Source organism: Caballeronia sp. M1242, assembly GCF_017220215.1.
Classification (GTDB): domain Bacteria; phylum Pseudomonadota; class Gammaproteobacteria; order Burkholderiales; family Burkholderiaceae; genus Caballeronia.
In genome coordinates, this window is record NZ_CP071129.1 from 1,859,776 (window position 1) to 1,886,049 (window position 26,274).

A 26,274-nucleotide genomic window follows, 5' to 3' on the forward strand; every position below is an offset into this window, starting at 1 on the left:
CCGGAGTTGCACGCCGTATGCCTGACAGCTTGTAATCATCAATGCAAACGGCCCGATCGACTTTCGCCGAATCGGGCCGCTTCAGACTGCTTCGCGCGAATGCGCTGCATTTAGAGCTGTTGCTGCACCCAGCCCGTCACGCCCGCGAGCGCGGCCGGCAGCTTGGCAGGCTCCGTACCGCCCGCCTGCGCCATGTCGGGGCGCCCGCCGCCCTTGCCGCCCACTTGCTGCGCGACGAAGTTGACGAGTTCGCCCGCCTTCACCTTCTTCGATGCATCCGGCGTCACGCCCGCGATCAGGCTCACCTTGCCGCCATCGACCGATGCGAGCACGATTGCCGCGCTCTTCAGCTTGTCCTTCAGCTTGTCGACGGTTTCGCGCAGCGTCTTCACGTCCGCGCCCTCGAGTTCGGCGGCGAGCACGTGAACGCCGGAGACGTCCACCGCTTGCGAGACCAGTTCATCGCCCTGGCTCGATGCGAGCTTCGACTTGAGCGCGGCCAGTTCCTTTTCGAGCGACTTCACGTGCTCCTGAACCTGCCCGATGCGCTGCGTCAGTTCCGAGGGCTGCGCCTTGAGCACGCCCGCCGCCGCGTTGATGCGCGCGTCGAGGTCCTGCACGTAGCGCACCGCGTTGTCGCCGGTGATCGCCTCGACGCGGCGAATGCCCGCCGCCACGCCGCCTTCCATCACGATCTTGAAGAAGCCGATATCGCCCGTGCGCTGCACGTGCGTGCCGCCGCAGAGTTCGCGCGAGAAGCCGAGATCGAGCACGCGCACCGTGTCGCCGTATTTCTCGCCGAAGAGCGCCATTGCGCCGCCTTTCACCGCTTCGTCGTACGGCATGACGCGCACGACGCCCGGCGCGTTCGCCAGAATCTCCGCGTTGACGATCTCTTCGACGCGGCGGATCTGCTCGTCCGTCATCGGCGCGTTATGCGCGAAGTCGAAGCGCGTCTTGTCGGCATCGACGAGCGAGCCTTTTTGCTGCACATGGCCGCCGAGCACTTCGCGCAGCGCCTTGTGCATCAGGTGCGTGGCTGAGTGATTGCGCGCGGTGCGGGCGCGGCGCACGGCGTCGATCTGCGCCTTCACCACGTCGCCGACCTTGAGCGTGCCCTGCGCGACCGTGCCGTGATGACCGACGACATCGGCCTGCACTTTCAGCGTGTCGGCCACTTCGAAGCGCGTGGACGCGTTGACGAGCACGCCCTGATCGCCGACCTGACCGCCCGATTCCGCGTAGAACGGCGTGTGGTCGAGCACGACGACCGCTTGTTGTCCCGCTTCGGCCTGCTGAACCGACGCGCCTTCCACATACAGCGCGACGATCTTCGCGTCGTCGAAAATTTCCTTCTCGTAGCCGTGGAACGTGGTCTTCGCGCCCGAGTATTCGAGGCCCTGCGCGAGCTTGAACTTGCCGGCCGCGCGCGCCTGATCGCGCTGGCGGGCCATCGCGTCGTCGAACGCGGGTTCGTCGACCGTCACGCCGCGCTCGCGGCACACGTCAGCCGTCAGATCCAGCGGGAAACCGTAGGTGTCGTGCAGCTTGAACGCGAGTTCGCCGTCCAGTTGCTTGACGCCCTTCTTTTCCAGCTCGGCGAGCTCGCCTTCGAGAATCGACATGCCGTGCTCGATCGTCTCGAAGAAGCGCTCTTCTTCCTGACGCAGCACGTCGGTCACGCGCTGCTGCGCGTCTTTCAGTTCGGGATACGCCGCGCCCATTTCCGCGACGAGATCGGCCACGAGCTTGTGGAAGAACGCGCTCTTCTTGCCGAGCTTGTAGCCATGACGGATCGCGCGGCGCACGATACGGCGCAGCACGTAGCCGCGGCCTTCGTTGCCGGGAATCACGCCATCGACGATCAAAAACGAGCACGCGCGGATGTGGTCCGCGATCACCTTCAGCGAGTTGTTTTCCAGATCGGCCGTGTTCGTTTCGCGGCCGGCGGCCTTGATGAGCGTCTGGAACAGGTCGATTTCGTAGTTGCTATGCACGTGCTGAAGCACGGCGGCAAGACGTTCCAGGCCCATGCCCGTGTCCACGCACTGCTTCGGCAGCGGCGTCATGTTGCCCTGCGCGTCGCGGTTGAACTGCATGAACACGAGATTCCAGATCTCGATGAAGCGATCGCCGTCTTCCTCAGGCGATCCCGGCGGGCCGCCCCAGATCTCCGGACCGTGGTCGTAGAACACTTCGGAGCACGGACCGCACGGGCCGGTATCGGCCATCTGCCAGAAGTTGTCCGATGCGTAGCGCGCGCCCTTGTTGTCGCCGATGCGGATGATGCGCTCCGTCGGCACGCCGATTTCCTTCGCCCAGATGTCGTAGGCTTCGTCGTCTTCCTGATAGACGGTGACGGTGAGCTTCTCCGGCGGCAGCATGTAGACCTTCGTCAACAGCTCCCAGCAAAAGTGGATGGCGTCGCGCTTGAAGTAGTCGCCGAACGAGAAGTTGCCGAGCATCTCGAAGAACGTGTGATGCCGCGCGGTATAGCCGACGTTCTCCAGATCGTTATGCTTGCCGCCCGCGCGCACGCTGCGCTGCGCGGTGGTCGCGCGCGTGTACGGCCGCGATTCGGCGCCGAGGAACACGTCCTTGAACTGGACCATGCCCGAGTTCGTGAAAAGCAGCGTCGGGTCGTTGCCGGGCACGAGGCTCGACGAGCGGACGATCGTGTGGCCCTTCGATTCGAAGAACTTCAGGAATTTCTCGCGTATTTCGGCGGCTTTCATGGCGTACGGGGCGCGTCTGCGTTCTCTGATGCGGTTTTTGGTATTGCCCGGCACGGCTTGCGACAAGGACTTTCGGCCAGGCAGAAGTAATCTTTGATTATACGGGATTCGCCGCGCGGCCCCGCCCGATAACGGCTTGGAGCGAGTCTTCGAAAGTCGTTACGCGCTGTTCGCGTCCGCCCTGCTTTCGCCTCTGCGCGGTTTCGTGCGACAGTCGCGTGAAAAGCAGCCGATCCACCGAACCACATCAAGCGAGCGATATATCGAATGGGAGCACTGAGCCATATCCGCGTACTGGATCTCACCCGCGTGCTGGCGGGACCGTGGTGCGCGCAGACCCTGGCCGATCTCGGCGCGGACGTCATCAAGATCGAGCGGCCCGGAACCGGCGACGACACGCGCCACTGGGGCCCGCCGTATCTGAAGACGCCGGACGGCGAGGACACGCGCGAAGCCGCCTACTATCTCGCGGCGAACCGCAACAAGCGCTCGGTGACGGTGGATATCGCCACCGAAGAAGGCCAGCGCATCGTGCGCGAACTCGCCGCGCAAAGCGATGTGGTGCTGGAAAACTACAAGGTCGGTCAACTGAAGAAGTACGGGCTCGACTATGAATCGCTTGCGCAGGTGAAGCCGGACATCGTCTATTGCTCGGTGACGGGCTTCGGGCAAACCGGTCCGTATGCGCAGCGCGCGGGCTACGACTTCATCATTCAGGGCATCGGCGGGTTTATGAGCATCACCGGCGAGCGCGACGGCCAGCCGGGCGGCGGGCCGCAGAAGGCCGGCGTCGCCATCGCGGACCTGATGACCGGCATGTACGCGACGGTCGGCGTGCTCGCGGCCCTCAGTCACCGCGACAGAACGGGCGAAGGCCAGTACATCGACATGGCGCTGCTCGACGTGCAGGTCGCCATGCTCGCCAACATGAACACGAACTTCCTCGCGAGCGGCAAGCCGCCAGTGCGCTGGGGCAACGCGCACCCGAACATCGTGCCGTATCAGACCTTCCAGACGAGCGATGGCTGGATCATCGTCGCGGTCGGCAACGACGGCCAGTTCCGCAAGTTCGTCGAAGCGGGCGGGCGCGCGGAACTCGCGGACGATCCGCGTTTCGCGACGAACCCGTCGCGCGTGCGCAATCGTGAACTGCTCGTGCCGATTCTCGCGGGCATGGTGCGCGCGCGCGGCAAGCACGCATGGCTCGCGGCGCTCGAAGCGGCGGGCGTGCCGTGCGGGCCGATCAACGATCTCGCGGAAGTATTCGACGACCCGCAGGTGGTCGCCCGCCGGATGCAGATCGACTTGCCGCACCCGGAAGGCGGCGCGGTGAAGCTCGTCGCGAGCCCGATCAAGATGAGCGCGACGCCGCCCGAAGCGCGCGCGCATCCGCCGATGCTCGGTGAACACACGGCGAGCGTGCTCGCCGACGTGCTCGGTTACGACGACGAGAAAATTGGGCGACTACGGGCGTCGAAGGCGATCTGAGCGGAGATCAGCGCACGCCCGCGCCGATCAGACCGCCGGCCGCCGCGCCCGCGACGGTGCCGAGCGGCCCGCCCGTCACGAGATAGCCGAGCGCGCCGCCGGCTGCGGCGCCGACGCCGGCGTGCGCCTGTTGGCGCGACATTCCCGAGCACGCGGCGAGGCTCGAAACGAACGCGGCGGCCGCGGCGAGCTTGATGGTCGTGGTAGCGATCTTCTTCATGGCTGGGTTCCTTCTTCTGCTTGTGTTGTCGTTGTGATGTCTTTTGTGTCCTTCGCCGGGCCGTAACCCGACGTGGCGAGCCGATCATAAAATCCGCCCGATGCGGCTCACAAGGCGATTTACGTCCCGTTACGGTCGTTACGAAACGGCTCGCGCGCCACCCGCCGGCGGTGAGGCGCAACCCGCCTGCCCGCGCCGGTTGCGTAAGGTAGAATCGACCCGATATTCAGTCATGATTCGAACCCGTTCCGAGCCGCGCGGAACGGCTGCCGAACCGATCACACGCGAGCGCATCCGTTGGCACTCTTTTTCGCATGAACACCGATCGCAACGACGCCCCGGCGCCATCCAATTTCATCCGCAACATCATCGAAGACGACAACCGCTCCGGCAAATGGGCGCAGCGGGTCGAGACGCGTTTTCCGCCCGAGCCGAACGGCTACCTGCACATCGGCCATGCGAAGAGCATCTGCGTGAACTTCGGGCTGGCCGCGGACTACGGCGGCGTGTGCCATCTGCGTTTCGACGACACGAATCCCGAGAAGGAAAGCGTCGAGTACGTGGAGTCCATCATCGACGCCGTGAAGTGGCTCGGCTACGACTGGAACAAGGACGGCCGCGAGCATAAATACTTCGCGAGCGACTACTACGACAAGCTGTACGAGTTCGCGGAAATGCTGATCGCGAAGGGTCAGGCGTACGTCGACAGCCAGAGCGCCGAGGAAATGCGCGCGACGCGCGGCTCGGCCACGGAAGCGGGCATCAACTCGCCGTATCGCGACCGCACGCCCGAAGAAAACCTCGACCTCTTCCGCCGCATGAAGGCGGGCGAGTTCAAGGAAGGCGAGCACGTGCTGCGCGCGAAGATCGACATGGCCTCGCCGAACTTCAACATGCGCGATCCGGTCATCTATCGCATCCGCTTCGCGCATCACTATCGTACCGGCGACAAGTGGTGTATCTACCCGATGTACGACTACGCGCATTGCGTGTCGGATGCGCTCGAAAACATCACGCATTCGCTGTGCACACTGGAATTCGAGGATCACCGTCCGCTGTACGACTGGTTTCTCGCGCAGCTCGCGAACGACGGCGTCTTCAAGCGTCCGCTGCCGCAGCAAATCGAGTTTTCGCGTCTGAACCTCACGTACGCGATCACGAGCAAGCGCAAGCTCCTGCAACTCGTGCAGGAGAATCACGTCGATGGCTGGGACGATCCGCGCATGCCGACGATCGTCGGCGTGCGGCGTCGCGGCTTCACGCCCGAAAGCATCCGCCTGATGGTGGAGCGCGTCGGCGTGACGAAGGTGGATTCGTGGATCGACATGAGCGTGCTCGAAGGCGCGCTGCGCGACGATCTGGACGAGAAAGCGCCGCGCGCCATCGCCGTGCTGGATCCGCTGAAGCTCATTATCGACAACTATCCGGAAGGCCAGGCCGACGAGTGCAGCGCGCCGGTGCATCCGCATCATCCGGATCGCGGCACGCGCACGTTTGCCTTTTCGCGCGAACTGTGGATCGAGCGCGAGGACTTTCAGGAAACGCCGCCGAAGGGCTATTTCCGGCTGTTCCCGGGCAACAAGGTGCGGCTGAAGTACGGCTTCGTCGTGGAATGCACGGGCGCGGACAAGGACGAAAACGGCAACGTGACCGCCGTCCACTGCAATTACTTCCCCGACAGCAAGTCGGGCACGGAAGGCGCGAACGCGTACAAGGTCAAGGGCACGATCCATTGGGTCAGCGCGGCCACGGCCTACCCCGCCGAAGTGCGCATCTACGACCGTCTGTTCAAGGAGCCGCAGCCGGGCGCGGGCGGCGCGGAGTTTCTGGACGCTCTGAACCCGGACTCGAAGCGCGTCGTGAATGCGTATCTGGAGCCGAGCGCCCGCGAAGCCATGCCGGAGGACCGCTTCCAGTTCGAGCGGCACGGCTACTTCGTCGCGGACCGCGTGGATTCGCAGCCGGGCAAGCCGGTGTTCAACCGGATCGTCAGCTTGCGCGACAGCTGGGGCAAGCCGGCGTGATCGCGCGAAGGCTCACGCTCCGAGCGAGGACACCATGAAAGCGCCGCAATCGCCCGCAGTTCGCATCGTCGGCGCGATGGCGGCGGCGCTTGCGCTCGCGTGCCCGGTCGCACGTGCGGCTTCCGCGCAGGTGGCAATCGATCAGATGCCGCCGTCGGCGACGCTGCGCAAGATCGCGGAGAACGGCGCCATCGTGCTGGGCGCGCGCGAGTCGTCGGTGCCGTTCTCGTACATGGTGCGGCAGCAGCCGACCGGCTATTCGTATGCCATCGCGCTGAAGGTCGTCGACGAGGTCAAGCGGCGGCTCAACATGCCGAATCTCGCGATCAAGAACGTGGTCGTCACGTCCGCGAACCGCATTTCCTACGTGGTCAACAACCAGATCGATCTGGAATGCGGCTCGACGGCGCATATCGCGGAGCGTGATCCGCTCGTCGCGTTTTCCAACAGCATCTTTCAGTACGGCATCCACATGGCGGTGAAGCGCAAGTCGGGCATTCGCGATTATGCGGATCTCGCCGGCAAGACCGTCGCGACGACAGCGGGCACGTCGGACGAGCGCATCCTTCGGCAGATGACGATGGAGCGCAAGCTGAACATGCGCATCATCAGCGCGCGAGACCATGCAGAAGCGTTCGGAGCACTGAAGAACGATCGCGCGGTCGCGTTCGTGATGGACGATCCGTTGCTTTACGGACAGATCGCCGAGCAAGGCGCGGCGCGCAGCGACTATATGGTGACGGGCGAATCGCTCGCGACCGAGACCTACGGCTGCATGATGCGCAGAGGCGATCCCGTGTTTAAGCGCATGGTCGACGACGTGATCGCGAACATGCAGCGCAGCGGCGAGGCCGCGAAGCTCTACGAAGCGTGGTTCATGCAGCCGATTCCGCCCGACGGCATCAACCTGCGATTCCCGATGTCGCCGGAGATGAAGGCGCTCTTCGCGCATCCGAACGACCACCGGGTCGACTAAGGCGCAAATCAGCGTTCAGTCGAGCGTTTCGTGCAGTTCCGCGAGCGAAAGCGTCGTTTGAAACAGCCGCGCAAGACTGCGGCTCGCGAAGCGGTCGACTTCCGCGGGACTGACCCAGCGGTAGGCATCCATCTCCGGAATCATGGTGCCGTCGCTATAGCGCGGGAAGTACGACTCGCACACGCATTTGGCCAGGTCCACCTCGTCGTCCGTGACGCGCACCGCGAAGAGGTGCAGGTCCTTGTCGCGCCGATAGACGAAGCGGCCGAGATCCTTCAGATGCGCGAGGCGCTCCGCCGACAGCACGATGCCCGTCTCTTCGACGAGCTCGCGCAACGCCGCGTCGCGCGGGCTCTCGTCCGGATCGGCCTGGCCCTTGGGCACGTCCCAATGCGCGGTTTCGGTCGCATGGCACAGCAGGACGTCGCCCTGTGCGTTCAGAATGACGACCCCGCACGATACGGTGCGGCCGGTCATCGGGCGTTCGCTCCGCTCATGCTCATTGTTTCTTCAGCTTCCATTTGCCGTCGGCTTGCTTGCAGGCGGTCGGGGCCCACGTCTGCGTCTGCCCTTTCGCGTTGGCGACCAGCGTGACCTTGCGGCACTTGAGCCCGTCCGAATCGAACGTGTTCTGCGGCGTCACGGTGCCGTTGATCGGCACGGTGTTGCCGGTGCCTTCGTTGTTCCAGTCGAGCGATTCGCCGTCCTTCTTGGTATCGAGCGCGGTTTGCGCGGCCTTGTTGAGCGCCTGAAGATCGCGCTGCTTCATGTACGTGATCGGCGTGTTGTTCAGAAAGCCCAGGTTGGCCGCGAAAGCGCCCGCGCTGGCGACGGCGAACGCGACGGCCACGGTCGTGCGGATGCAGGCGCGAGCGGGCGCTCGATGATGGATCGGCATGAAGATTCTCCTCGTTGCGAAGTGGTGCGGCGCCGGGCGCGTCGACCTTCTCGCGCCAGCCGGCGTGCAGCGAGAATAGCATGAGGCGGCGGTCGGTTTTCTGACCGATCTCGGCTCGCTTTCACGCTTGCGCTTCGTGAAACAGTTGTCCGCTAGCGCACGAGGTGGCAGGCGAAGTACTCGTCGAGGATATCGGTCATCTGCCACACCGGACACGGGCGGCGACAGTGGCCGTCGTAACCCGCTTCTTTGAGCGCGGCGAGCGGCTCTTCAGGCAGGAAGCCGCTCATCGCGACGACGAGACGCGTCTGATCGTCCGGATGCGCCCGCAGTTCGCGGACGAGCGCGTAGTGAGCGCATCCGCCGATGCGCGTATCGATGAACAGCACGTGCGGATGCCATTCGCTGACGCCTTGTCTGAGCGAAGACACGTCGGCGACGAATCGCGCGGGAAAGCCCTTGAGGTCGAACAGCTTGACGAGCGACTCGCCGAGCGCGCGCTCCGTCGACGCGACGAGCACGCGCCGCGCTTCGCGTTCGACGCGCAATTGCCTGCGGTTCCATAGCGCGCATTGCGCCGTACTCGATTCGTAGGCTCGTTTGTTCATGCGCCCTCTTTCGCGGATTCATTCGGTGCATCGCGCGCCGCGATGATGCAGGCGCGCACCGCAAGCGAGCGTCGCTCGGGATGTTCGAAGGCGTTGGTCGCGAGGCGCCGCGCGGGTGCGGACTACGGGCAGGAAGTGGGCCAGTTTGGTGAGGGATTGCTATGACGTTAGGAACGCTCGCAGCGCATTCGCTTGATGCTTGGGGCAAGCCTGCGCGACGCATAGCCATCGCGCAGCCGCACTGGCCGACTTTCCATAGGAAGGCGCAGCGGCGCGAAGCTTTCTATGAATCGCGCGAGCCTGGACACCTACAGCGATTTTGGTTTTCTGGGATTGGGGTATCGGGCGCTTCTGCTGAACTTGTCTGGCCCGACAAAGAACAGCAGGATGATGCACACGTTCCCGGCGAAGGGAACGGTCAGCAGAAACCACCACCATCCGCTCAAGCCGACATCATGTAAGCGGCGCACCAGCACTGCGCTTTCTGTCCAGAATAGAAGCACTATGAAGGCGATGAGGAGAAGAGTCGGCATGAGGTCATCGCCGATCAGTTCGCCTATATGGGTAACCTTTATCGCAACGGCGATGAACGCGAAGATGCATGTTGTGATCGCGTATTCCTTGCGTGTTGCGCGACCGTCAGGCGTGAGCCGCCTCTTCAACCAGAACGTCATTCTGTTTGTATCGAATATTGTTGTTGGAGAACTACCGCAAGCTTTGCTTCGCGCGGCGTCCACACGCGAGGCCGCCGTATGAAGCGTTACGTCCAGCAGTGGGCGGGGGTTGATGCGCGGCACTCACGCAACGATGGCCGCGGGCGCGCATTGTGGAATCTGGACGCGCTCGGGTCAATAAGCTGTCCAAAACGTTACATTCTTCGATGATGGTCGAAACTGAGCGGAAGGCACGACTGCGACGCCGATAGATTGCATAGCGCAGGGAGGAGCGCGGAAGCGCGAGAAGCGGCACGCGCTCGCCGTTCGGCACAGTTGCATGCGCACAAAGCATAAACGCCGCAAAAGCGGCGTTTAAGACGTCCAGCGGAACGGTAGGAATTGGCCCGCCCTACACGATTCGAACGTGTGACCTACGGCTTAGAAGGCCGAGCAAGTAGCAATTTACCAACGTTGATCGAAATTTCTCTAATCCCGCAAAAGCCTTATGCAGCGTTGGTTTGGCGGCATTCGGTTACATTAGGCCGTTGATTTGCGGTGAGTCGCCTTGCCATAATGCGGTTACATGGGGGTTACATGGAACGTCGTGTAACCCGGCAACCGATGAGGGGCGCAATGGCAAAGGTAAATTTCACGGCGGCGCGTGTTGGCGGGCATAGCTGCCCCGACGGCAAGTCGCAGGCGTTCATATGGGACACCGGTGCCACCGGCCTCGGCTTACGCGCGACGACGGCCGGAGCCCGCACTTATGTGTGGCAGGGCAAGCTAGGCGGCGCGACCATCCGCGTTTCGATAGGTGCGCCAAAAGATTGGGGCATCGACGCTGCCCGAGATGAGGCGCGACGGTTAAAACGACTAGCCGACAAAGGGAAAGACCCGCGCGAGGAAAAGGCGGAGCAGCTTGCCGCCACCGCCGCCCGCCGGCTTGAAGCGCGCCGCAAGGACGCCAACGTGCGCGAGGCTTGGGAAGCCTATCTGGCCGCTCATAAATCGAAGTGGAGCGAGCGCCACTATGACGACCATATCCGACTTGCGCATGCGGGCGGCGAGGAGCGGCGTCGCGGCTCCGGATTGACTGTCGCAGGACCACTCGCCCCGCTCATGCGATTCAAACTTTCCGACCTCGAGGCCGAGCGCGTGGCCGAGTGGCTGCATGAAGAGGCGCAGAGCCGCCCCACGAATGCCGAGCAGTCGTATCGCAAACTGCGCGCGTTCATCCGATGGTGCGACGAACGCCCGGACTATCGTGGGCTCGTCCCTGACGGCGCATACACTGCGCGCACGGTGCGCGACGCTGTACCCCGCCCCAAAGCGAAAGCCGACTGTCTTCAGCGTGAGCAACTTGCGGCGTGGTTCGCCGCGGTGCGCCGTATCGGCAACCCGGTAATCTCCATCTACCTGCAGGTCCTCCTATTGAGCGGCGCGCGCCGAGAGGAGCTCGCAGGGCTTCGATGGGATGACGTGGATTTCCAGTGGCGCAGCATTCATCTCGATGACAAGATCGAAAAGGACGCGGGCCGCTTAGTTCCTATGACCCCCTACATGCGGAGCCTGCTGCTCGAATTGAAGCGGTTGAACGATACGCCGCCGAATGTGCGGACGCTGGTGCGGCTAGAGGCCGAAGGCAAGCCGTGGAAGCGCTCGGATTGGGTTTTCTCCAGCGCCCGCGCCGCCGATGGCAAGCTGGCCGAGCCGCGCATCGCACACAATAAGGCGCAGATTGCAGCCGGCTTGCCGCATATTAGCCTGCATGGACTGCGCCGCTCGTTCGGCACGCTCGCGGAGTGGGTAGAGTGCCCGGTGGGCGTGGTAGCGCAGATTCAAGGCCACAAGCCGAGCGCGCTAGCGGAAAAGCATTACCGCCGTCGCCCGCTGGATCTGCTTCGCATGTGGCACGACAAAATCGAAGCATGGATGCTTGAGCAGGCGGGCATCTCGTTTGACTCCAGCGCAGCCGACCAATCGAATATGCGCGCAGTGGGTTAGCCGATACGGCGGCGCGCAGCGTGCGCGGCCGCGATAGTTTGCTCCTGCCTACGCCGACGGGCGGAACGGCCGGGCACCTTCACCGGCCCGGCAGGGGCTCCGATTTGAAGGTTTATGCATGAAGGTGTGCGGTCTATGAGGCGCAAGGTTGTTGTTTCAATCAATGGGGAAGAAGCGCTGCCGGTTCGGGCAATTCCGCTGGTGACTGGCTGGCTGTTCTCCCCCGATGCGGTTGCTGAGGTGTTCGGACGGCGTTGTGGCGAGGACTACCATTTCCAGATGCGCAAGGTTTCCACTTTCCGCATCAGAGACGGCAAGGTTGTGGAGGTGTTTTCCAAAGAGTGGAAACACGCTTTTGACGAGCTGCTGAGCCTCAAAGCCGAATTGAAGGCGAGATATAAGAACGACGAACAGGGATACGTCGAGTGGAAGAAGAATGCGGTTCTCCTCCTGCCTGAAGGCGTGTTCGTCTGGAGACGCCAGTTCGAGGCTAACTTCGCCGAAGACCTAAGCCGGGTCATTCTCATATATGAAGAGTACGGCGACAGAGAATTGATCTATGACCCGATCTTTCCGGGCGGTTTAGACGCGCAACAAGTGCTTGCTGGATTCGTTAGTTCGGAAGTCGAGGCGGCGGCGCGCGACCAGGTAGTCGAAGCGGCCATCTCAGGTCCGAACCCCGAGATCGACAGCGCGCCGCCACAGGCAGCGTTTCAAGCTTACTCATTTCGAACGCGGACGCATAAGACGCCAACCAGAAATTACCCGCTGGACCACGTTATTAGAAAGGCGCGAAGTAACGCCGAAGAACCGGATAACTACCACTCCGTATGGGCCGAACTTTTACTCCTAGCCGCCCTTGAGAGGCCCCCTACACCGCTTATGGGTCAAGTTGAAGGAGAAGGCATCAAGTACGACTCCGGCAATAAGGTGAAATTCCTTACGAAGGATGCGCTGCGTAAGAGGATGAACCCGAGCGCCCGTTGACACCCTGTTGCGCCCGCTGGCGCCCACTGGTGCCCGTTTGCATTGGAGAAATCGAGGCCGCGCCAAAGAATCCGTATCACCTGCAAATCAACGCCGCTCACACGGCAAAGGTGATACCGACATGACGACTACCCAACTGCGGGCGATTGCAACGAATCGCTCGCTTCTCTCGACCGAAGAACTGGCTGCGCAGTTGACGCTGCGGCCGCAATCCATTCGCAAGCGCTATTGCCAGACCGGCGCGTATTTCTGCCTGCGCCCGGTGAAGATGCCGAATGGCCGTTTGATGTGGCCCGCCGATGCCCTGGAACAATTGGCGGGAGCGCAGTAAATGAAGAAGTCCGACCGCGACCAAGCAACGCCGGACTTCTTCGGAACCGCATTGAACCTCAGCAATGATACCGGCATATCCGACTTTGAGGGTGTCACGAGTCCTCGTCAACTTCGTGTCATTCAGGGTTTGCTCGCACGCCCCAGCCTGACGCGGGAACAACTTGACCGCGTAGCCGGGTGCTCGAATGGTCCCGACTTGGTACACGAGCTCCGCCGCAAGGGCCTCCGGATTCCGTGCGTCATGGGATCCGCAGTGGATCGTGACGGCAAGCCGATTAAGCGCGGCATCTATTTCTTCACCGAGCGTGACCGCCGCGCCGTTCGCGCTTGGCTGCGCCACTTCAACTCTGTGGCACAGCGCGAGCGCCCGTCGACTGCGCCTGCGGAACGGAGTGAATGAATGCGCGACTACGCCAAGGTAAGCCCTCAATTTTGGATCGGCGGCACGGGCAAGAAGTTGCGCAAAGCAGGTGCTGAGGCTCAGGTTGTCGGCCTGTATCTGCTGAGTTCGCCCCACGCGAACATGATCGGCCTCTACTACGCACCGGTGACCTACATCTCGCACGATACCGGTTTGCCTTTCGAAGGGGCTTTGAAGGGCCTTCGAAGCTGCATCGAAGCAGGGTTTTGCCAATACGATGAAGCCTCGGAGATGGTTTGGGTCATGGAGATGGCGGCATACCAGATTGCACCGACCCTTGCCGCCACCGATAAGCGCTGCGCAGGCGTTCAGAACGAGTACAACGCCCTTCCTGAAAACCCTTATCTGGCAGGCTTCTTCGACAAGTATCGCGCGTCGTTTCACATGACGAAGCGACGGCCGGGCGTCGCTCAGAAGCCAAGCTCCTTCGAAGCCCCTTCGAAGCCCCCTGCAAGCCAAGAACAGGAACAGGAACAGGAACAGGAACAGGAACAGGAACAAAACTCCGTCGCCATCCCTAGCGGGCTGGCCGCTGTTTGCGAGTCAGCGGAAGCACATTCGAAGAATCGGGACGAATCGCGCCAAGAAGTGGTCGTTCCGGATGAACCCGACAACACCACGCCACGCACGAGTGACGTCGAGGAAGTCTTTGCCTACTGGCAGCAGACGATGCGCTCGCCGCGCTCGAAGCTTGACGACAAGCGCCGCAAGCTCATCAAGCGTGCGCTCGACATGGGCTACAGCTCGGATGAACTCCGCACTGCAATACGCGGATGCAGCCGTTCAGCGTGGCACATGGGGCAAAACGACCGGGGCGCGGTCTACAACGGGCTCGACCTGAGTCTTCGCGACGCTTCGAAAATCGATTCGTTCGTCGCCTACGATGCGAACCCGCCGCGCGCAAACGGACGGAGCACCCAAATTGCCGACCGCAACGAAGCCACCATCGCCGCGTTCCTTGGCGAGCACCCGGCGTCGGACGATGAACCGCTCACTATCGATATGGAAACCGTCTGATGCAGGAATTCGAAAAGAAAAATTTCGCAGCGGCGCTTCGTGCGGCATTCGAAGTGGAAAATAAGCCGCTCCCGTCGCAGGAGGCGCTGCGCATATGGTGGACGCTGCTCTCCCCGTTCTCGCTCGAGCAAGTGCGCATTGCTTTGTCGCAGCACTTGGCGGAAAGCCGTTTCGCCCCGACCCCGAGCGACGTTATTTCTCGCCTGCCAAAACAGTCGGACGGATATCCTGGCACGGATGAGGCATGGGCAATCGCGCTGCGCGGCGCGGACGAGCGCGAATCGTGCATCACGCTTCCGGAAATCATCGAGGCGTTATCGATTGCGCGCCCTGTGCTAGACGGCGGCGACGAGATCGGCGCACGGATGGCTTTCCGCGAAGCGTACGGGCGTCTGATCCATATTGCGCATGCCGATCATCGTCGACCGAAGTGGTTCGCCTCTCTCGGTCGCGACGTTGGCATGCGCGAGGCCGTTGTGATGGAGGGCGTCCGCGCCGGTCGCATCTGCATTGCCGACGCACGCGCCCTCGTGCCTGCTCTTGCCGCGCCGGAAGGCGATGCCCGTCCAGAGGTAGCCGAGCAGGGCCGCGCCCGTCTCCGCGAGCTTGTCGCTTCTCTGCCAAGCACCAGCGAAAAGATTGCCCGCGCGGCGGCGGCGCGAACGCAACGCGAGCGCGAAGCAACGCTTGCAGCTAAGGCCCGCGCGCAAAAGCTGACGGACGAACGTCAGGCGGCGCTCGCAACGGTGCGATAGCCGCTCAGATATAGCGCTGATTGGCCTGGATCAAATCAGGCAAGGGGGTAGTAGCGACGAACGCGTCGTAAGCCAACCCAGTGCCTTTAGCACGTCCAGGCGCTCGGGATTTCATCTGACCACCCTGATAACTTTTTATAACCAGCTACTGAGTCACAGAACTTCTGGGATAGGTCCAAAAATGCACAACATATTCGACACGCACGACTGTATGACATTGCCATTCTCAAGTGCTGACTCTCGTGAAGTCTTCAAGGGAGAATAACTATGTGCTGCTCCTGTAGTGCTTCGGCGCCAGAAGCCGATCCAAAAATCGGCTAAGCCGCGATGATGGAGGCGCAGACTGGAAGCGACATGCTCCATGTATGCGCACGCGCGAGAGGCCGTGCGGAACTCCCTCCGATGTCATACACTTGAACTGGCGGCGCGACTGAGGAAGTGGTCCGGTCAGTCGCATCAAGCGCGCTTAAGTTCGACATCCTGGCGCCGCCGCCCCATTCCCCGACTTCTCTAACCCGTTCCCCTCTCGTGCCAGCTGATCCATAAACGGCTTGAGCGCCGCAAGCGAAGCTGCTTATACCAATTCAATGGTTCATTGAGACGTTCCCCATTCAGGAACGACGTCATGGACGGGATGCCGATTACAGTCCGTTATGACTCTGATTCACCCTGATTCACCCCATGTACATGTATGCATGAGCCCATGGTAGTCGACGCGATTTTACGATCCCGCATCCCCGCATCGCCCGTAAGGAAGGCCGAGCCCGACCCATAAGAGACGTTTCGACGCCATTGCCTGCAAAGGCTGCTTTCAGGCGGAGACCGGACAAGAAAGCGAGTCGAAAGGACACGCGCCGAAACGTTGAATTTCAAACCTGTGCGTCTAGTGAGGCCAAGATACGTTGTCCTGTGCCCCGTGATGCCATCGATTACGACAGCTGTTCTCGTTCTGTCGAACGTTACCTGAAAATTGTATGCACGGTGGAACTCCCAAGGTCAAAACGACGATGCGCGGGTGCACTGCATGTGCTACCTGGTTTGCGCGTCGCTGGTGTCTCACGAACTAACTCGATCTTGGTCGTTGGTTCATTTAGTGGAGACCACTCATGTGTGGCAGTCGCGCTACAGGACGTGGTTCGACCTTATGCTGCGCGTCCAACTCGGCCAACTTGCGCTTAGGATCTGCCGAGACCATATTAAGCACGGGCGCTCCTGCCCCATGGTTCAAGACCTGTTCACCGATGAGCTAGCTCTGAACCGTGAGAGTGCAGTTGTGAGCGAGTTCTGGAAGCGCTGTGAGGAGATGTTATACGATGACGGTCCGCGATGATCTATGTCAAGCTTGTTCCAACGACACCGACTCGAGGATTAGTTCGAATTCTTTCACAAGATCGGGGTGATGAGCTAGGAGGTACCGCATAATTTCCTCATTCTCGAGCAACTTCGCCAGATATCCTCTTGCCAAGACTAGGTTCAAAACGTCTTGTCCGAAGCTTTGCTCAGCAAGCTTATACCTGTTCTGCAGATTGCCCATCTCACGTTCCATCCGCGCAATCTGTTCCTGGCTTACTACGATGCGCCGGGGGCGTCGTTTTCCTTCAACGAGCCGATCCGAAGGGGTTGCGGCCAATAACGCCTCCGCATATGCAGCAGTGATATTGTTGGCTGCCAACATAAGTTCGATGCATTCGACCTGTCGCGTCGGCTTCATCCGGCGGAGCACGCGCGATAAGCTAGGGGAGAACTGCTGATCCTTGAGCAGTTCAATCGCCTCGGGACAGATCCCGTCTAACAGCGTGGCTTTGCTGATGATATGTGAAAGGTTGACGCCCAGCGCCTTGGCCAAGCGCTCCGGGGAGGCGCCCCGCTCCATCGCTCGACGGATCATGTAGTGCTCTTGTAGCGCGGAGAGGCGATTCACCCTGTTGTTGTAGGTGTATCCTTCGTCATCGGTAGAGACGAGACACGCTGCGTGCGAAATTCGCAGGGTCCGCAAGGCGATTAGGCGCAAGTGTCCATCTAGGAGAACAAAACCACCAAGGCCCTTGTCCTCCGGCATCACAGAAAGCGGCTCGATAAGGCCAACTTCCTGGATCGACGAAACAATCTGTTTGAACTTCCGCGAATTCGCTAGCCCGGCTGTTGGCTGTCTTGACGGCAAGATAGACTCCAGCGGGACACTAATTGGCTCCGGGATGAATCCAAGTTGTACGCGGCTCATGCTGAACTCCCTGGCCAAACGCGGTCAGCGATGTATTTTGGAAGTGAGCTGATTGCTTCGGCGCGAAGAAGATTCACGAAATTTTCGTCTGCAAACAGCTGACGCAGCGCTCCTACGATAAAGAGAAGCCGCTGTTGCGTGAAGTCCGCCTTTCGAACAAGGACCTTTTGGCGCTTAGCTTCATTCTGGTACGTCCTTATAAGCCCACTTGCAGTAAGCGTCGAACGTTTCCCAGGTGGCTTGTGAACGATTCCACGGCCCAGCAGTTGCCGCTTCTCGATCACATGCCGCGCACGCACTAACTGTCGCCCTCGCAGTTGACCGCTTTCGTAAGCCTCTTGGAGAGCGGTTTGAACCGCCTTGTCGTCGTCACCAGCACGGACAATAGAAAGTGCAGCATTCAACGGGATCGCCCCGCTTTCAACCGAAACGAGCAGTCGTTCCTCACCATGCTTCAAGAGTGTCATGATTCCCTGGACGTATGACGTTGCGAGCCCAGTCTTATCTGATATTGCCTTAGCAGCGTAACCTTTGTCTGCCAACTGGCGAATCCCAAATAAAAGCTCAAGCGGTCGGTACTGGCGACGTGCAATGTTTTCGGCCAGACTCATGATGAGAGCATCTTCATCATCTACATCGACGACTAGCGCTGGAATTTCGCGCTCGCCCAGCGAGGTAAAAGCGGTTAAACGCCCCTCGCCACAGATGAGTATGAAGTGTTCCGTGCCGTCCGAGTGGGTTCTAGGGGCTACAACAATTGGCTTCTTCAGTCCGATCGTCTGTATGTTTCCAACAATCTCCTCGAAAATCCGGCTGTTGCGCTCACGGTGGTTCAATATCTCTATCCGATCTATCGGGATGGTTCGAATGACAAGCGGACTGGAACGTAAGTTCATGCGACTCTCCGAAGACGAGTACGTTCAGCCATGCGATAGAGATAGTCCAGTGTGTCGAAGCGATACGTTTCCAGTTCGACAGAGTTCCTCTCGGCCAGCTGAATGTCCCGTTGACCAAAGTCTAAGCGCGGGAGTAGATAATAGTCATGGGCAGACTCGTTTCCGTCCTTCATTCTTACCGCGACGGTTATGTCTGGAAGCAAGCTCGCATCGAACCGAACCTTCCACCTCCGCCTTGTGAAGCCGACGTGCTGGCAGCGGGCCAGAACAATGGAAACCGTGAACTCCCGATTGACCCGTAAGACATCCGTGGCGGGATCCCTTAGGGTCTCCCCTCCGACTTTGGCGATAAGCCTTTCCGTGTCATTGACAATCTCCGGATGGATTCTGCGAAGGAGCCGATTTATCTCAACGTATTGATAATCCCGGTCCGGGGTGAAGCCGACAGCATGATAGGCTCTCACCAAGCTACCGAATCGGTACGAGTAGACAGACGAAGATGGCATTCCTTCCGTTTCATCGATAATGAAGCCAGATAGGAAGCCACGTGTTCGATAGAGGTGCCTAAGGCGGTCCAACAATTCCTCGTCAGAATACCTATGCGCGCGGGCTCGCATGATCCCTTGCGCAATATAGAACACATCTGCGGGCAAGACTGGTTTGAATGCAGCGTCCCTCCTTATCCACATGTCAGGAGGGTTCGTGACGCGAAGCTTTCTGAGCTTAAATGAGACCCTGTTGTAGATATTATTGCCAATGTACTTTTCGTTTGTTAGAACCTCGTGTACCGTCGCTCGGCTCCAAAGACGGTCAAGGTCCGTTCGGACGTTCATGGAGTTCAGCCTGGCTGCGATCTGAGCCTCCGACAAGGACTCTTCTATGAACCATTGATAGATGAGTCGGACAATCGTAGTCTCGCTCTCCGGTCCGGGCATAAGGATGACCCGGTCAGTTTGTATGCTTTTCCGCTCCCCTCGTCCAAGTTCTGCTTTGATAAGGCCGGTTTGATCAAGAAGCACCCTCCTCAGCCCGAAACCCGCCGGACCTCCCTGGCGGAAGCCAAGCTCGATTAGTCTGCATTGACCTGCGAAAACTTTGGTAGAAAGTTCCCGGCTGTACTCTCCCGCCATCGCGCGCTTCACGCCTTTGACGATCGTCGAGACAGGGGACCCGTCGTTCTCGAACTGCTCAGCGCAGTACACAACGTTGATTCCAGCGCGTCTGCAAACGTACTCGTAGTAGGCGCTTTCATCGGCGTCCTGGAACCGTCCCCAGCGGCTAACGTCGTAGACCAAGATAAGTTCGAAGTCTGTGCTTTTTGATTCGACGTCGCGTATCAGCCGCTGTAGTGCTGCGCGACCATCAAGTCGAAGGCCGCTCTTCCCCTCGTCAGCGTAAGTCGCGACTACGGCGATCCGATGCCGGTCCGCATACTCCCGAATCTTGGTACGCTGATTTTCTGCCGAATACTGCTGATGTTCGGTAGACATGCGTACATATTCAGCAGCCCTGATCGCGGAGCCGGTGCTGCATGTTGTTGACTCAAGCTCACCAGACATTCTCGCTACCGGTACGTATTCGGCTCATAACTTACCGCGCAACTAATACGTGGCACGGCACAGGATGTCGCCCAGCCGAGCAGAGCGATTCTCGTCAGACAAAGAGTAGCAGCGCATGGAGTCAGCCTGCACGAGTCATCTAATTACAACGCTTCGGCGAGACTACACTCAACGTTGCCCAGCACTGATAGATGCACAATCCACGCATTCATCTTTACATGCAATGACGCCGCGACGGCAGTCAAGATGTAAGTTCCTGATCTCAAAGCATCTCGGTCATCCCTGACATCCATATTTGCAACGGTACGCTTGCGTGACGCTCGATTCCTCTGTTTCTCACGGTTTTGTTCGACATAATCCGGATGCTTCTCGCGATACGCCTTCCAGTATTCAGGGTTTCTAGCTCGCCAGTCAGCACTGGCTCGAAGTTGATTCTCTCTATAATCGAGGTCCGACCGCAGTCGCTCTCTTTGCCAAAGCATTCGCCGAGCACGCTGGCATTCATCCCGAGAGCAAAACCGCTGGTTGGGAGATTGTGGCCGGACCCTGAATCGTCTTCTGCAGTTCTCGCACTGTCGGATGGCATTCATATATTCTCCAAGTTCGGTTTGACACCAGCGATCACCCTTGCCGTAGTCGGGCATGCGTGAATCCAAGAGAAGGCGTAAGTCCCGGCTCATCTGTAGCCGCCGCATACGCTGACGAGACTGCCTGCGTCCAGAGGCAGTCGGCTACGGCTAATCTGAGTCATCAGACTTCCGTCTGCTCCGCCATATCCAGTGCGTCATCAACCTCAACACCGAGATAGCGAACGGTACTTTCAAGCTTCGTATGACCTAGCAACAGCTGTACAGCGCGAAGGTTCTTCGTGCGGCGATAGATCAGCGACGCTTTCGTGCGTCGCATCGTGTGCGTTCCATACGCGGCGTCATCGAGTCCAATAGAAGCGACCCATTTATGCACGATCCTGGCGTATTGCCGGGTGGAGAGATGCGGCGAGTCATTAACGCGACTCGAAAACAGATAGTCGGCAGGTTTCAATCCCTTCGCTGTGATCCAGTCCAAGACGCTAGCCCGAGTTCGTTCAGTGATCTCAAACTGCACGGGCCGTTGTGTCTTTTTTTGCATGAACGTCGCCCGACTTACCACGCGGCTTCCCATGCATATGTCGCGAACTTGCAACCGCATTAGATCGCATGCTCGAAGCTTGCTATCTATTGCCAAGTTGAACATTGCTAGCTCGCGAACGTTGGCCGCCAGTTGCAGTCTTGTGCGTATAGCCCAGATTTCCGAGAGCTTCAACGGTGACTTCTGTCCGGTAAGACGACCCTTGTTCCAGGGCACGCTCTGCAATTCATTGCCCTTCAGCGGTTCCATGACGATCTCCCTTCTGTCGAGAGGAGATCGCATTTTGCTCTTACGGATTGGTCTTATCGGATCCACGCGACTTTCTTTCTGTAGTCGTCTCGGCATGCGATCAGCCACATCGGCTGCCTTCCAACCTTGTCGTCCGACGCCGTGCGGAATCTTGATGAAAAATCTGCCTGCACCCGACTTCTTTCGAACGTTCGTGCACCGACTTAATTAAATAATTCTAAGTCGCCCTGAAAGATTGCCGCAGCAAGAAGCTAAGAACGGCGACATGCGGAAATTCGCCGCTTGACGGCGTGCGACCTGGTTCACAAGGATGCGAGCGGCTCGGCAAGCCAGACCTGAGTGTCTATCCTCGTTCCGCCGTCCAGCAACACTTGATCGTCAGCTCGAGCCCGGCTGGATATCACTCCGGCCGAACCATCGATCTGGGGGATAGGCGTCCGAACGGCCATGGTTGAAGTCGAACGGCCGCAGGGACGTCGACGTGACCGTGAGAGTGAACGCCCGCTTGTGGCCGCGAGCCGCCCCACGCCCTTGCCGGCTGATCCGCCGTTAGCGACTCTCGGCAGTCTTCAGTTGAACGGCTGTCGAATTACCAATGCCGACCTGGACCGTAGCGGCTGCGGCGCTGGGCGCGTGCATCTCGCCGCCAAGCTTCGCGCTGGCGACCGCCTCCGCAGGCTCCGCCGGAGCATGTACTGAGCGCGATCCAACACGCACCGATCTCGCAGACGTCACATGCACAGTTCTCGGCGAAGCCGCATTCGCCAAGCGAACAGCCAGGCGCGCAGCCATCATCGCTACCTAGGTAGACGAATCCAGCTTGGCGTACAACGGCCGGGCGACCTGTGAGTCCGGCGTTGCGCTCTCGATAGTGATGCCACGCACAGAGATCAAGGCGCCGCCGGAGGAGCTTAAGGCCCCGCGTCAGCCCGTGCCGTTCAATCGCCCGAAAGCCAAAGTTCGAACAACTCTGTCCACCGGTGTGGATGCGGTACGCACATGCGAAGCCCTTGCGAGGAGAAACGTAGCGCTGGTAGAGGCGAATACCTTTCAAAAACACTGAGGTCAGCATGGGCCTTCCCTGGAAGCGTTGTGGGGCAAAGAGCAGATCGCATACCCGTCCGGCCGCCTTTCTATTGCGAAGCGACTTTGCTTGAGCGCTGGTCGTCGGCTCAACCGGCTGGTCCTGGACTTGGACCGCTAGCCCCTAGAGACCAACGCGGCAATGCGCAGGTGAATGGTAGAAACTTGCCGGTTGTCGCAGTCGCTGAAGATCGCGCTGCCCGGCGGAACGGGCGCTGAAGTCGTCCCTATGCTGCGATGCCTAGCTGCGGGACGGCAACTGCGACTCGTAGACGCAAACCAACGCTCAAATGAGGCCCGCTCCGTTGAGCGGGCAGAGCCGATAACGGTGCATGGCCCGTTATGGACCCTTGGTGCTCAACAGCAACCCGGGCGCAGCGCTTGCGCCATGGAGTCCGGGAGGATGCGACGCCATGAAAGCGACTACATTCTTAGAACAAGCCAAACGCGAAGCGCAGCTCGTCGATGCGCTGCTGGTTGCACGATATGCCCTTGTCATACACAACGGCATGACGGTGCTAGGCGATGATGAACCGCCGTCGCGCTGGCAGATGCGCTTCCATCGCGAACTTCAGTGCATCGATGCAGCCCTTCAGATGGCTGGGATTGACACGACGCAGGCGCTTCATCCGCCGAATCTCTTCTTGAGCGGCGATGATGACGATGGCGGCGGTAACTTGCCACCGGGCTCGGAGGACTGAGATGGGGCGCTGGGGCGGTTCGCGCGCGACGCGCGTGCGCGCGCCGGACACACCGCCGGGCGAGATGCCTGCGCTAATCGAGCCGCAGCTCGCGACGCTGGTTGAACGTCATCCTGCGGAAGGCGACTGGTCTTACGAGATCAAGTTCGACGGCTACCGGATGCTCGCGCGCATCGAGCGGGCAGACGTCCAGCTGATTACCCGAAACGGGCACGACTGGACGGACCGCATGCCGCGGTTGCGTGCCGCACTTGAGGCGCTGCCCGTCGAAAGCGCGTGGATCGACGGTGAGGCGGTGGTGCTCGACGCTGCCGGCAAGCCCGACTTCAATTCCCTCCAGAACGCCTTTGACCGACGAAGCACGGCGGACATTGTTCTGTACGTCTTCGACCTGCTGTGGCTCAACGGCACCGATCTCCGGGAGCAGCCGTTGCGGGCTCGGCGGGCCATCCTTCAGAAATTGATGCAAAGCGTCGAGAGTCCGCTCCTTCGCTATTCCGACGATTTTGCGGCAGATCCAGCCTCACTCGTAGCCTCCGCCTGCAAGATGCAGCTGGAAGGCATCATCGGCAAGCGGGCAGACGCGCCGTACCGGTCCGGACGTTCAAACGACTGGATAAAGCTGAAGTGCAACCTCAGACAAGAGTTCGTGATCGGCGGCTTCTCGCGGTTGAGAGGCGCGAAATCAGGCGTGCGTTCCTTGTTGCTCGGCGTCTACGAGCCAGATGGCGCTTTCCGGTATGCCGGCCATGTGGCGCCTCACCTCGCGCCCGCGCGAAGTGCTGCATTCAGCAGGCGCGCCCACGCTTTGCAGCAGGCTCAACCTGCCTTCTATAACGCGCCCCAACCCGAGCGCGACCGCGAATTTTACTGGCTTAAGCCTGAGATCGTGGCGGAGGTCGCGTTTCTCGAATGGACGCCCAACGGCGAAATTCGCCATCCTGTCTTTCATGCGCTGCGCGAAGACAAGCCGGCACGCGCGGTGACAGAAGAGAAGGTCATCGCCGATCCGCTGGTTGATGCCCCCAAGGCGATCGGATCGACGCGCGAACGTCCAGGTCCGCGCGGCACGGTCGTCGTCGGCGACATCAAGATTAGCAACCCACAGCGCGTGATGGATCAGGCCTCAGGCCGCACCAAGCTTGACATGGTGCGTTACTACGACGCCATCGCCGAATGGGCGCTGCCCTACCTGCATAACCGACCGCTTGCCCTCGTGCGTGCGCCCGACGGCATTGCCGGCGAGCTGTTTTTCCAGAAGCACTCCGAGCGCGCGCGCATCCCCGGCATTGAAGAGTTGCCCGTCAGTCTGTATCCGGGTCACAAGCCGCTGCTGGTCGCAAACACCGCCGACGCGCTGGTCGGACTCGCGCAGATGAGCGTCGTGGAAATTCACTCATGGAATGGCGTGGCGCCTGACCTCGAACATCCTGACCGTGTCATTTTTGATCTGGATCCCGACCCAGCTTTGCCGTGGTCGGCGATGCTCGAAGCCGCCTCGCTCGTCAAGGTGGTACTGGATGAGCTGGGTTTGCGCTCATTCGCCAAGACGAGCGGCGGCAAAGGCTTTCACATCGTCGTGCCGCTCACCCGCCGACAAGGATGGGATGAGGTTAAGCTCTTCTCACAGGCGGTGGCGCAGCACATGACCCGCGTGGTACCGCAACGCTTTTCAGCGGTGCTGGGCCCGAAGAATCGCGTCGGCAAGATCTTTATCGACTATTTGCGCAACGGGCGAAGCGCCAGCACGGTCGCCGCATTCTCAGTGCGGGCTCGCCCTGGCATGGCCGTGTCGATGCCGATCTCATGGGATGAGTTGAACGACGTCAAGAGCGGCGACCAGTGGACAATGGCGCAAGCCATACATCGGCAACGCACGCTCTCAGATGATCCATGGGAAGGCTACTGGCGCACGCGGCAAGGCATTACCGCCGCGATGCGCCGGGCAGTCGGCCTAAAGCGCTAGACGGGTCGCAGTCTCACTCAGCGGCTCTGACATTAGCTACGCGCCTCGGTGCCCTTCAAGTCGCTGTGCTTGTGCGAGTGGGTAGCGCCGTACTTCAGTTCATAGTGGGCGCCCTTGCCGCTGCGCGTCGGAGGAAAGTGCTCGCCTTCAACGCATGTCACTTCGAACGTATCCTTCCCATCTTCATGGACCACGGAGTAAATGCCCGACACCTTGACGATTTCACCGGGCTTATACGAATTGTCGCCTGCCATCGCTGCCTCCTCAGTAAAGAATAACGATGGACGAGCAAGAGGTGTTCCGAGGGATGCACGTATCGCCCGCTTACGGCGATTTATGCTGCTAGCCGGTGCTCGTAGTACGGCCGGTCGCGATCTTCCAGAATCGCATCAAGCGCGGCAAGATTGGAGGCTTGGGGATTCAGCCAAGCGTTCACGTTCTCCTGCTTGATCCGCACGATGCAGCGGTCGTGACCGGCGGCTTCGACTTCAGCAGGCGGCTCGTCCGTAATCGCAGCAAACGACAAAAGATCCGGCTGACCCGGCGCCGTCCACTTCGACCACAGGCAGGCGACCATCAGCAGTTGGCCGTTATCGGGTCGAAACTCCAGGACGACGTTCTCGCCCGGCGCCTGCGGTCCGTCGTGCGTCTCAAACAACGTGTTCTCGCACTTCGCGCGCGTTACGTTCTCATAGAAGACGTCAACCAGCAGCAATCCGTGCGTGTAGCCGAAACAGGGCTTCCAGAACTTGTCAAGACTGTCACGCCGCGCGTTGTACGTGCCGGGGTATTTGATGTCGTAGTTCGCAGGCTTACCTGCAATGCGACACTGGTAGCGCATTGGCTTGACCACGTACTGCCCGTTTTCGACCACGAGGACAGGCGCGTAGTAGCCCGGAAAGATGCGTGAATCACGAGGCTCTTGCTCAATGCGGTTTATGTCTGCGAGGCGACGCAACGCAGCTTCGATCTTGTCGGTCGCGATGCGCTTGCTCTCGGTTGCTGCCTTGGTGGTCTTCGTCTGCAATGTGCGCTCCGCATCTGCGAGTCGGGTGCGCTGCTTGAAGAGCTCCTGCTCCAGCTTCGTCGTCTGTTCCGCGTTGTACCGGTCGATGAACTCCCTGATCTGACGCTCGTCGTCGTTCGCTGGCTCACGGAACGCGTCTTCCATCGCTTTCGGAAATTTTAACCTTGCTGCCCTCCGCGCGCTCCCAGAAAAGGCGCGCGAACTCGCGGATGTCCATCTGTGCGCCGAACATCTTCACATAGCGACGATAGTCGGCCTGGATCTGCGCGGAGTAGCACATGCGGAAGGTTCCTCGTTGGATGGTCGCGGCATTGGCTGAAGT

General features: G+C 60.4%; 23 protein-coding genes and 1 pseudogene. 11 read left to right on the forward strand and 13 right to left on the reverse strand.

The genetic code is table 11. The annotated features are described in order from the left end of the window. Positions 1–110 precede the first annotated feature (110 nt). Entirely contained in the window at positions 111–2,735 is a 2,625-nt protein-coding gene (alaS, locus tag JYK05_RS08640) for an alanine--tRNA ligase (protein WP_206466658.1), read from the reverse strand. A gap of 267 nt (positions 2,736–3,002) precedes the next feature. Here alaS and JYK05_RS08645 point away from each other — a divergent pair, with 267 nt between their 5' ends. Next, the gene (locus JYK05_RS08645) at positions 3,003–4,223 is read left to right on the forward strand and encodes a CaiB/BaiF CoA-transferase family protein (protein ID WP_206466659.1); all 1,221 of its coding nucleotides are present in this window, start codon (positions 3,003–3,005) and stop codon (positions 4,221–4,223) included. A gap of 7 nt (positions 4,224–4,230) precedes the next feature. Here the strand turns inward: JYK05_RS08645 and JYK05_RS08650 are convergent, their stop codons facing one another. Next, entirely contained in the window at positions 4,231–4,443 is a 213-nt protein-coding gene (locus tag JYK05_RS08650) for an ornithine carbamoyltransferase (protein ID WP_206466660.1), read from the reverse strand. A gap of 314 nt (positions 4,444–4,757) precedes the next feature. Here JYK05_RS08650 and JYK05_RS08655 point away from each other — a divergent pair, with 314 nt between their 5' ends. After that, positions 4,758–6,467 carry a glutamine--tRNA ligase/YqeY domain fusion protein gene (locus JYK05_RS08655; protein ID WP_206466661.1) on the forward strand — a complete coding sequence of 570 codons (1,710 nt, stop codon included), beginning with the start codon at positions 4,758–4,760 and terminating at the stop codon, positions 6,465–6,467. A 34-nt stretch (positions 6,468–6,501) separates the two neighbouring features. Beyond that, on the forward strand, positions 6,502–7,443 hold the full coding sequence (locus JYK05_RS08660; RefSeq protein ID WP_241269788.1) for a transporter substrate-binding domain-containing protein: 942 nt from the start codon (positions 6,502–6,504) through the stop codon (positions 7,441–7,443). A gap of 15 nt (positions 7,444–7,458) precedes the next feature. On the opposite strand, the gene JYK05_RS08665 is transcribed toward JYK05_RS08660, so the two are convergent. From JYK05_RS08665 to JYK05_RS08680, 4 genes are all read right to left on the reverse strand, one after another. Next, entirely contained in the window at positions 7,459–7,920 is a 462-nt protein-coding gene (locus JYK05_RS08665) for an NUDIX hydrolase (RefSeq protein ID WP_206466662.1), read from the reverse strand. Between the two features lie 22 nt (positions 7,921–7,942). Next, the gene (locus tag JYK05_RS08670) at positions 7,943–8,341 is read right to left on the reverse strand and encodes an RT0821/Lpp0805 family surface protein (protein WP_175944359.1); all 399 of its coding nucleotides are present in this window, start codon (positions 8,339–8,341) and stop codon (positions 7,943–7,945) included. A gap of 152 nt (positions 8,342–8,493) precedes the next feature. Then, positions 8,494–8,949 carry a hypothetical protein gene (locus JYK05_RS08675; RefSeq protein WP_206466663.1) on the reverse strand — a complete coding sequence of 152 codons (456 nt, stop codon included), beginning with the start codon at positions 8,947–8,949 and terminating at the stop codon, positions 8,494–8,496. A 308-nt stretch (positions 8,950–9,257) separates the two neighbouring features. Next, entirely contained in the window at positions 9,258–9,623 is a 366-nt protein-coding gene (locus JYK05_RS08680) for a DUF805 domain-containing protein (protein WP_206466664.1), read from the reverse strand. 615 nt (positions 9,624–10,238) lie between these two features. Between JYK05_RS08680 and JYK05_RS08685 the strand changes: the two genes are divergently transcribed. The 6 genes from JYK05_RS08685 to JYK05_RS08710 all read left to right on the forward strand — a co-directional run bounded on the left by JYK05_RS08685 (position 10,239) and on the right by JYK05_RS08710 (position 15,122). Next, a complete protein-coding gene (locus JYK05_RS08685) occupies positions 10,239–11,609 on the forward strand; it encodes an integrase family protein (RefSeq protein ID WP_206466665.1) in 1,371 nt (456 codons plus the stop codon). Between the two features lie 135 nt (positions 11,610–11,744). Then, on the forward strand, positions 11,745–12,596 hold the full coding sequence (locus JYK05_RS08690) for a hypothetical protein (RefSeq protein ID WP_206466666.1): 852 nt from the start codon (positions 11,745–11,747) through the stop codon (positions 12,594–12,596). Between the two features lie 121 nt (positions 12,597–12,717). Beyond that, a complete protein-coding gene (locus tag JYK05_RS08695) occupies positions 12,718–12,927 on the forward strand; it encodes a DNA-binding protein (protein WP_206466667.1) in 210 nt (69 codons plus the stop codon). Beyond that, entirely contained in the window at positions 12,928–13,329 is a 402-nt protein-coding gene (locus JYK05_RS08700) for a hypothetical protein (RefSeq protein WP_206466668.1), read from the forward strand. Beyond that, entirely contained in the window at positions 13,330–14,367 is a 1,038-nt protein-coding gene (locus JYK05_RS08705; RefSeq protein WP_206466669.1) for a hypothetical protein, read from the forward strand. Then, on the forward strand, positions 14,367–15,122 hold the full coding sequence (locus JYK05_RS08710) for a hypothetical protein (RefSeq protein ID WP_206466670.1): 756 nt from the start codon (positions 14,367–14,369) through the stop codon (positions 15,120–15,122). The genes JYK05_RS08705 and JYK05_RS08710 overlap by 1 nt, the downstream gene beginning before the upstream one ends. Before the next feature lie 1,336 nt (positions 15,123–16,458). On the opposite strand, the gene JYK05_RS08715 is transcribed toward JYK05_RS08710, so the two are convergent. The 5 genes from JYK05_RS08715 to yidD form a co-directional block, all read right to left on the reverse strand. Next, positions 16,459–17,343, reverse strand: a complete 885-nt coding sequence (locus JYK05_RS08715; protein WP_206466671.1) for a plasmid partitioning protein RepB C-terminal domain-containing protein — start codon at positions 17,341–17,343, stop codon at positions 16,459–16,461. After that, positions 17,340–18,239, reverse strand: a complete 900-nt coding sequence (locus JYK05_RS08720) for a ParB/RepB/Spo0J family partition protein (protein ID WP_206466672.1) — start codon at positions 18,237–18,239, stop codon at positions 17,340–17,342. Before JYK05_RS08720 ends, JYK05_RS08715 begins: the two co-directional genes overlap by 4 nt. Further along, the gene (locus JYK05_RS08725; protein ID WP_206466673.1) at positions 18,236–19,798 is read right to left on the reverse strand and encodes a recombinase family protein; all 1,563 of its coding nucleotides are present in this window, start codon (positions 19,796–19,798) and stop codon (positions 18,236–18,238) included. Before JYK05_RS08725 ends, JYK05_RS08720 begins: the two co-directional genes overlap by 4 nt. A 750-nt stretch (positions 19,799–20,548) precedes the next feature. Further along, on the reverse strand, positions 20,549–21,175 hold the full coding sequence (locus JYK05_RS08730; RefSeq protein WP_206466674.1) for a tyrosine-type recombinase/integrase: 627 nt from the start codon (positions 21,173–21,175) through the stop codon (positions 20,549–20,551). Between the two features lie 589 nt (positions 21,176–21,764). Continuing rightward, on the reverse strand, positions 21,765–22,247 hold the full coding sequence (gene yidD, locus JYK05_RS26630; protein WP_206466675.1) for a membrane protein insertion efficiency factor YidD: 483 nt from the start codon (positions 22,245–22,247) through the stop codon (positions 21,765–21,767). A 424-nt stretch (positions 22,248–22,671) separates the two neighbouring features. Here yidD and JYK05_RS08740 point away from each other — a divergent pair, with 424 nt between their 5' ends. Continuing rightward, positions 22,672–22,959: a hypothetical protein gene (locus tag JYK05_RS08740; RefSeq protein ID WP_206466676.1), complete on the forward strand. Its 288-nt coding sequence runs from the start codon at positions 22,672–22,674 to the stop codon at positions 22,957–22,959. A gap of 1 nt (position 22,960) precedes the next feature. Then, entirely contained in the window at positions 22,961–24,925 is a 1,965-nt protein-coding gene (gene ligD / locus JYK05_RS08745) for a DNA ligase D (RefSeq protein WP_206466677.1), read from the forward strand. Positions 24,926–24,957: 32 nt separating this feature from the next. On the opposite strand, the gene JYK05_RS08750 is transcribed toward ligD, so the two are convergent. Then, the gene (locus JYK05_RS08750) at positions 24,958–25,179 is read right to left on the reverse strand and encodes a hypothetical protein (RefSeq protein ID WP_206466678.1); all 222 of its coding nucleotides are present in this window, start codon (positions 25,177–25,179) and stop codon (positions 24,958–24,960) included. Positions 25,180–25,259: 80 nt separating this feature from the next. Beyond that, positions 25,260–26,232, reverse strand: a pseudogene (locus JYK05_RS08755) (SOS response-associated peptidase family protein). Positions 26,233–26,274 lie beyond the last annotated feature (42 nt).

What these genes read in the sequence shown, in the direction of transcription:
- alaS (WP_206466658.1), bottom strand. Translation starts at nt 2,735, where the DNA reads ATGAAAGCCGCCGAAATACGCGAGAAATTCCTGAAGTTCTTCGAATCG.
- JYK05_RS08645 (WP_206466659.1), top strand. Translation starts at nt 3,003, where the DNA reads ATGGGAGCACTGAGCCATATCCGCGTACTGGATCTCACCCGCGTGCTG.
- JYK05_RS08650 (WP_206466660.1), bottom strand. Translation starts at nt 4,443, where the DNA reads ATGAAGAAGATCGCTACCACGACCATCAAGCTCGCCGCGGCCGCCGCG.
- JYK05_RS08655 (WP_206466661.1), top strand. Translation starts at nt 4,758, where the DNA reads ATGAACACCGATCGCAACGACGCCCCGGCGCCATCCAATTTCATCCGC.
- JYK05_RS08660 (WP_241269788.1), top strand. Translation starts at nt 6,502, where the DNA reads ATGAAAGCGCCGCAATCGCCCGCAGTTCGCATCGTCGGCGCGATGGCG.
- JYK05_RS08665 (WP_206466662.1), bottom strand. Translation starts at nt 7,920, where the DNA reads ATGACCGGCCGCACCGTATCGTGCGGGGTCGTCATTCTGAACGCACAG.
- JYK05_RS08670 (WP_175944359.1), bottom strand. Translation starts at nt 8,341, where the DNA reads ATGCCGATCCATCATCGAGCGCCCGCTCGCGCCTGCATCCGCACGACC.
- JYK05_RS08675 (WP_206466663.1), bottom strand. Translation starts at nt 8,949, where the DNA reads ATGAACAAACGAGCCTACGAATCGAGTACGGCGCAATGCGCGCTATGG.
- JYK05_RS08680 (WP_206466664.1), bottom strand. Translation starts at nt 9,623, where the DNA reads ATGACGTTCTGGTTGAAGAGGCGGCTCACGCCTGACGGTCGCGCAACA.
- JYK05_RS08685 (WP_206466665.1), top strand. Translation starts at nt 10,239, where the DNA reads ATGGCAAAGGTAAATTTCACGGCGGCGCGTGTTGGCGGGCATAGCTGC.
- JYK05_RS08690 (WP_206466666.1), top strand. Translation starts at nt 11,745, where the DNA reads ATGAGGCGCAAGGTTGTTGTTTCAATCAATGGGGAAGAAGCGCTGCCG.
- JYK05_RS08695 (WP_206466667.1), top strand. Translation starts at nt 12,718, where the DNA reads ATGACGACTACCCAACTGCGGGCGATTGCAACGAATCGCTCGCTTCTC.
- JYK05_RS08700 (WP_206466668.1), top strand. Translation starts at nt 12,928, where the DNA reads ATGAAGAAGTCCGACCGCGACCAAGCAACGCCGGACTTCTTCGGAACC.
- JYK05_RS08705 (WP_206466669.1), top strand. Translation starts at nt 13,330, where the DNA reads ATGCGCGACTACGCCAAGGTAAGCCCTCAATTTTGGATCGGCGGCACG.
- JYK05_RS08710 (WP_206466670.1), top strand. Translation starts at nt 14,367, where the DNA reads ATGCAGGAATTCGAAAAGAAAAATTTCGCAGCGGCGCTTCGTGCGGCA.
- JYK05_RS08715 (WP_206466671.1), bottom strand. Translation starts at nt 17,343, where the DNA reads ATGAGCCGCGTACAACTTGGATTCATCCCGGAGCCAATTAGTGTCCCG.
- JYK05_RS08720 (WP_206466672.1), bottom strand. Translation starts at nt 18,239, where the DNA reads ATGAACTTACGTTCCAGTCCGCTTGTCATTCGAACCATCCCGATAGAT.
- JYK05_RS08725 (WP_206466673.1), bottom strand. Translation starts at nt 19,798, where the DNA reads ATGTCTGGTGAGCTTGAGTCAACAACATGCAGCACCGGCTCCGCGATC.
- JYK05_RS08730 (WP_206466674.1), bottom strand. Translation starts at nt 21,175, where the DNA reads ATGGAACCGCTGAAGGGCAATGAATTGCAGAGCGTGCCCTGGAACAAG.
- yidD (WP_206466675.1), bottom strand. Translation starts at nt 22,247, where the DNA reads ATGCTGACCTCAGTGTTTTTGAAAGGTATTCGCCTCTACCAGCGCTAC.
- JYK05_RS08740 (WP_206466676.1), top strand. Translation starts at nt 22,672, where the DNA reads ATGAAAGCGACTACATTCTTAGAACAAGCCAAACGCGAAGCGCAGCTC.
- ligD (WP_206466677.1), top strand. Translation starts at nt 22,961, where the DNA reads ATGGGGCGCTGGGGCGGTTCGCGCGCGACGCGCGTGCGCGCGCCGGAC.
- JYK05_RS08750 (WP_206466678.1), bottom strand. Translation starts at nt 25,179, where the DNA reads ATGGCAGGCGACAATTCGTATAAGCCCGGTGAAATCGTCAAGGTGTCG.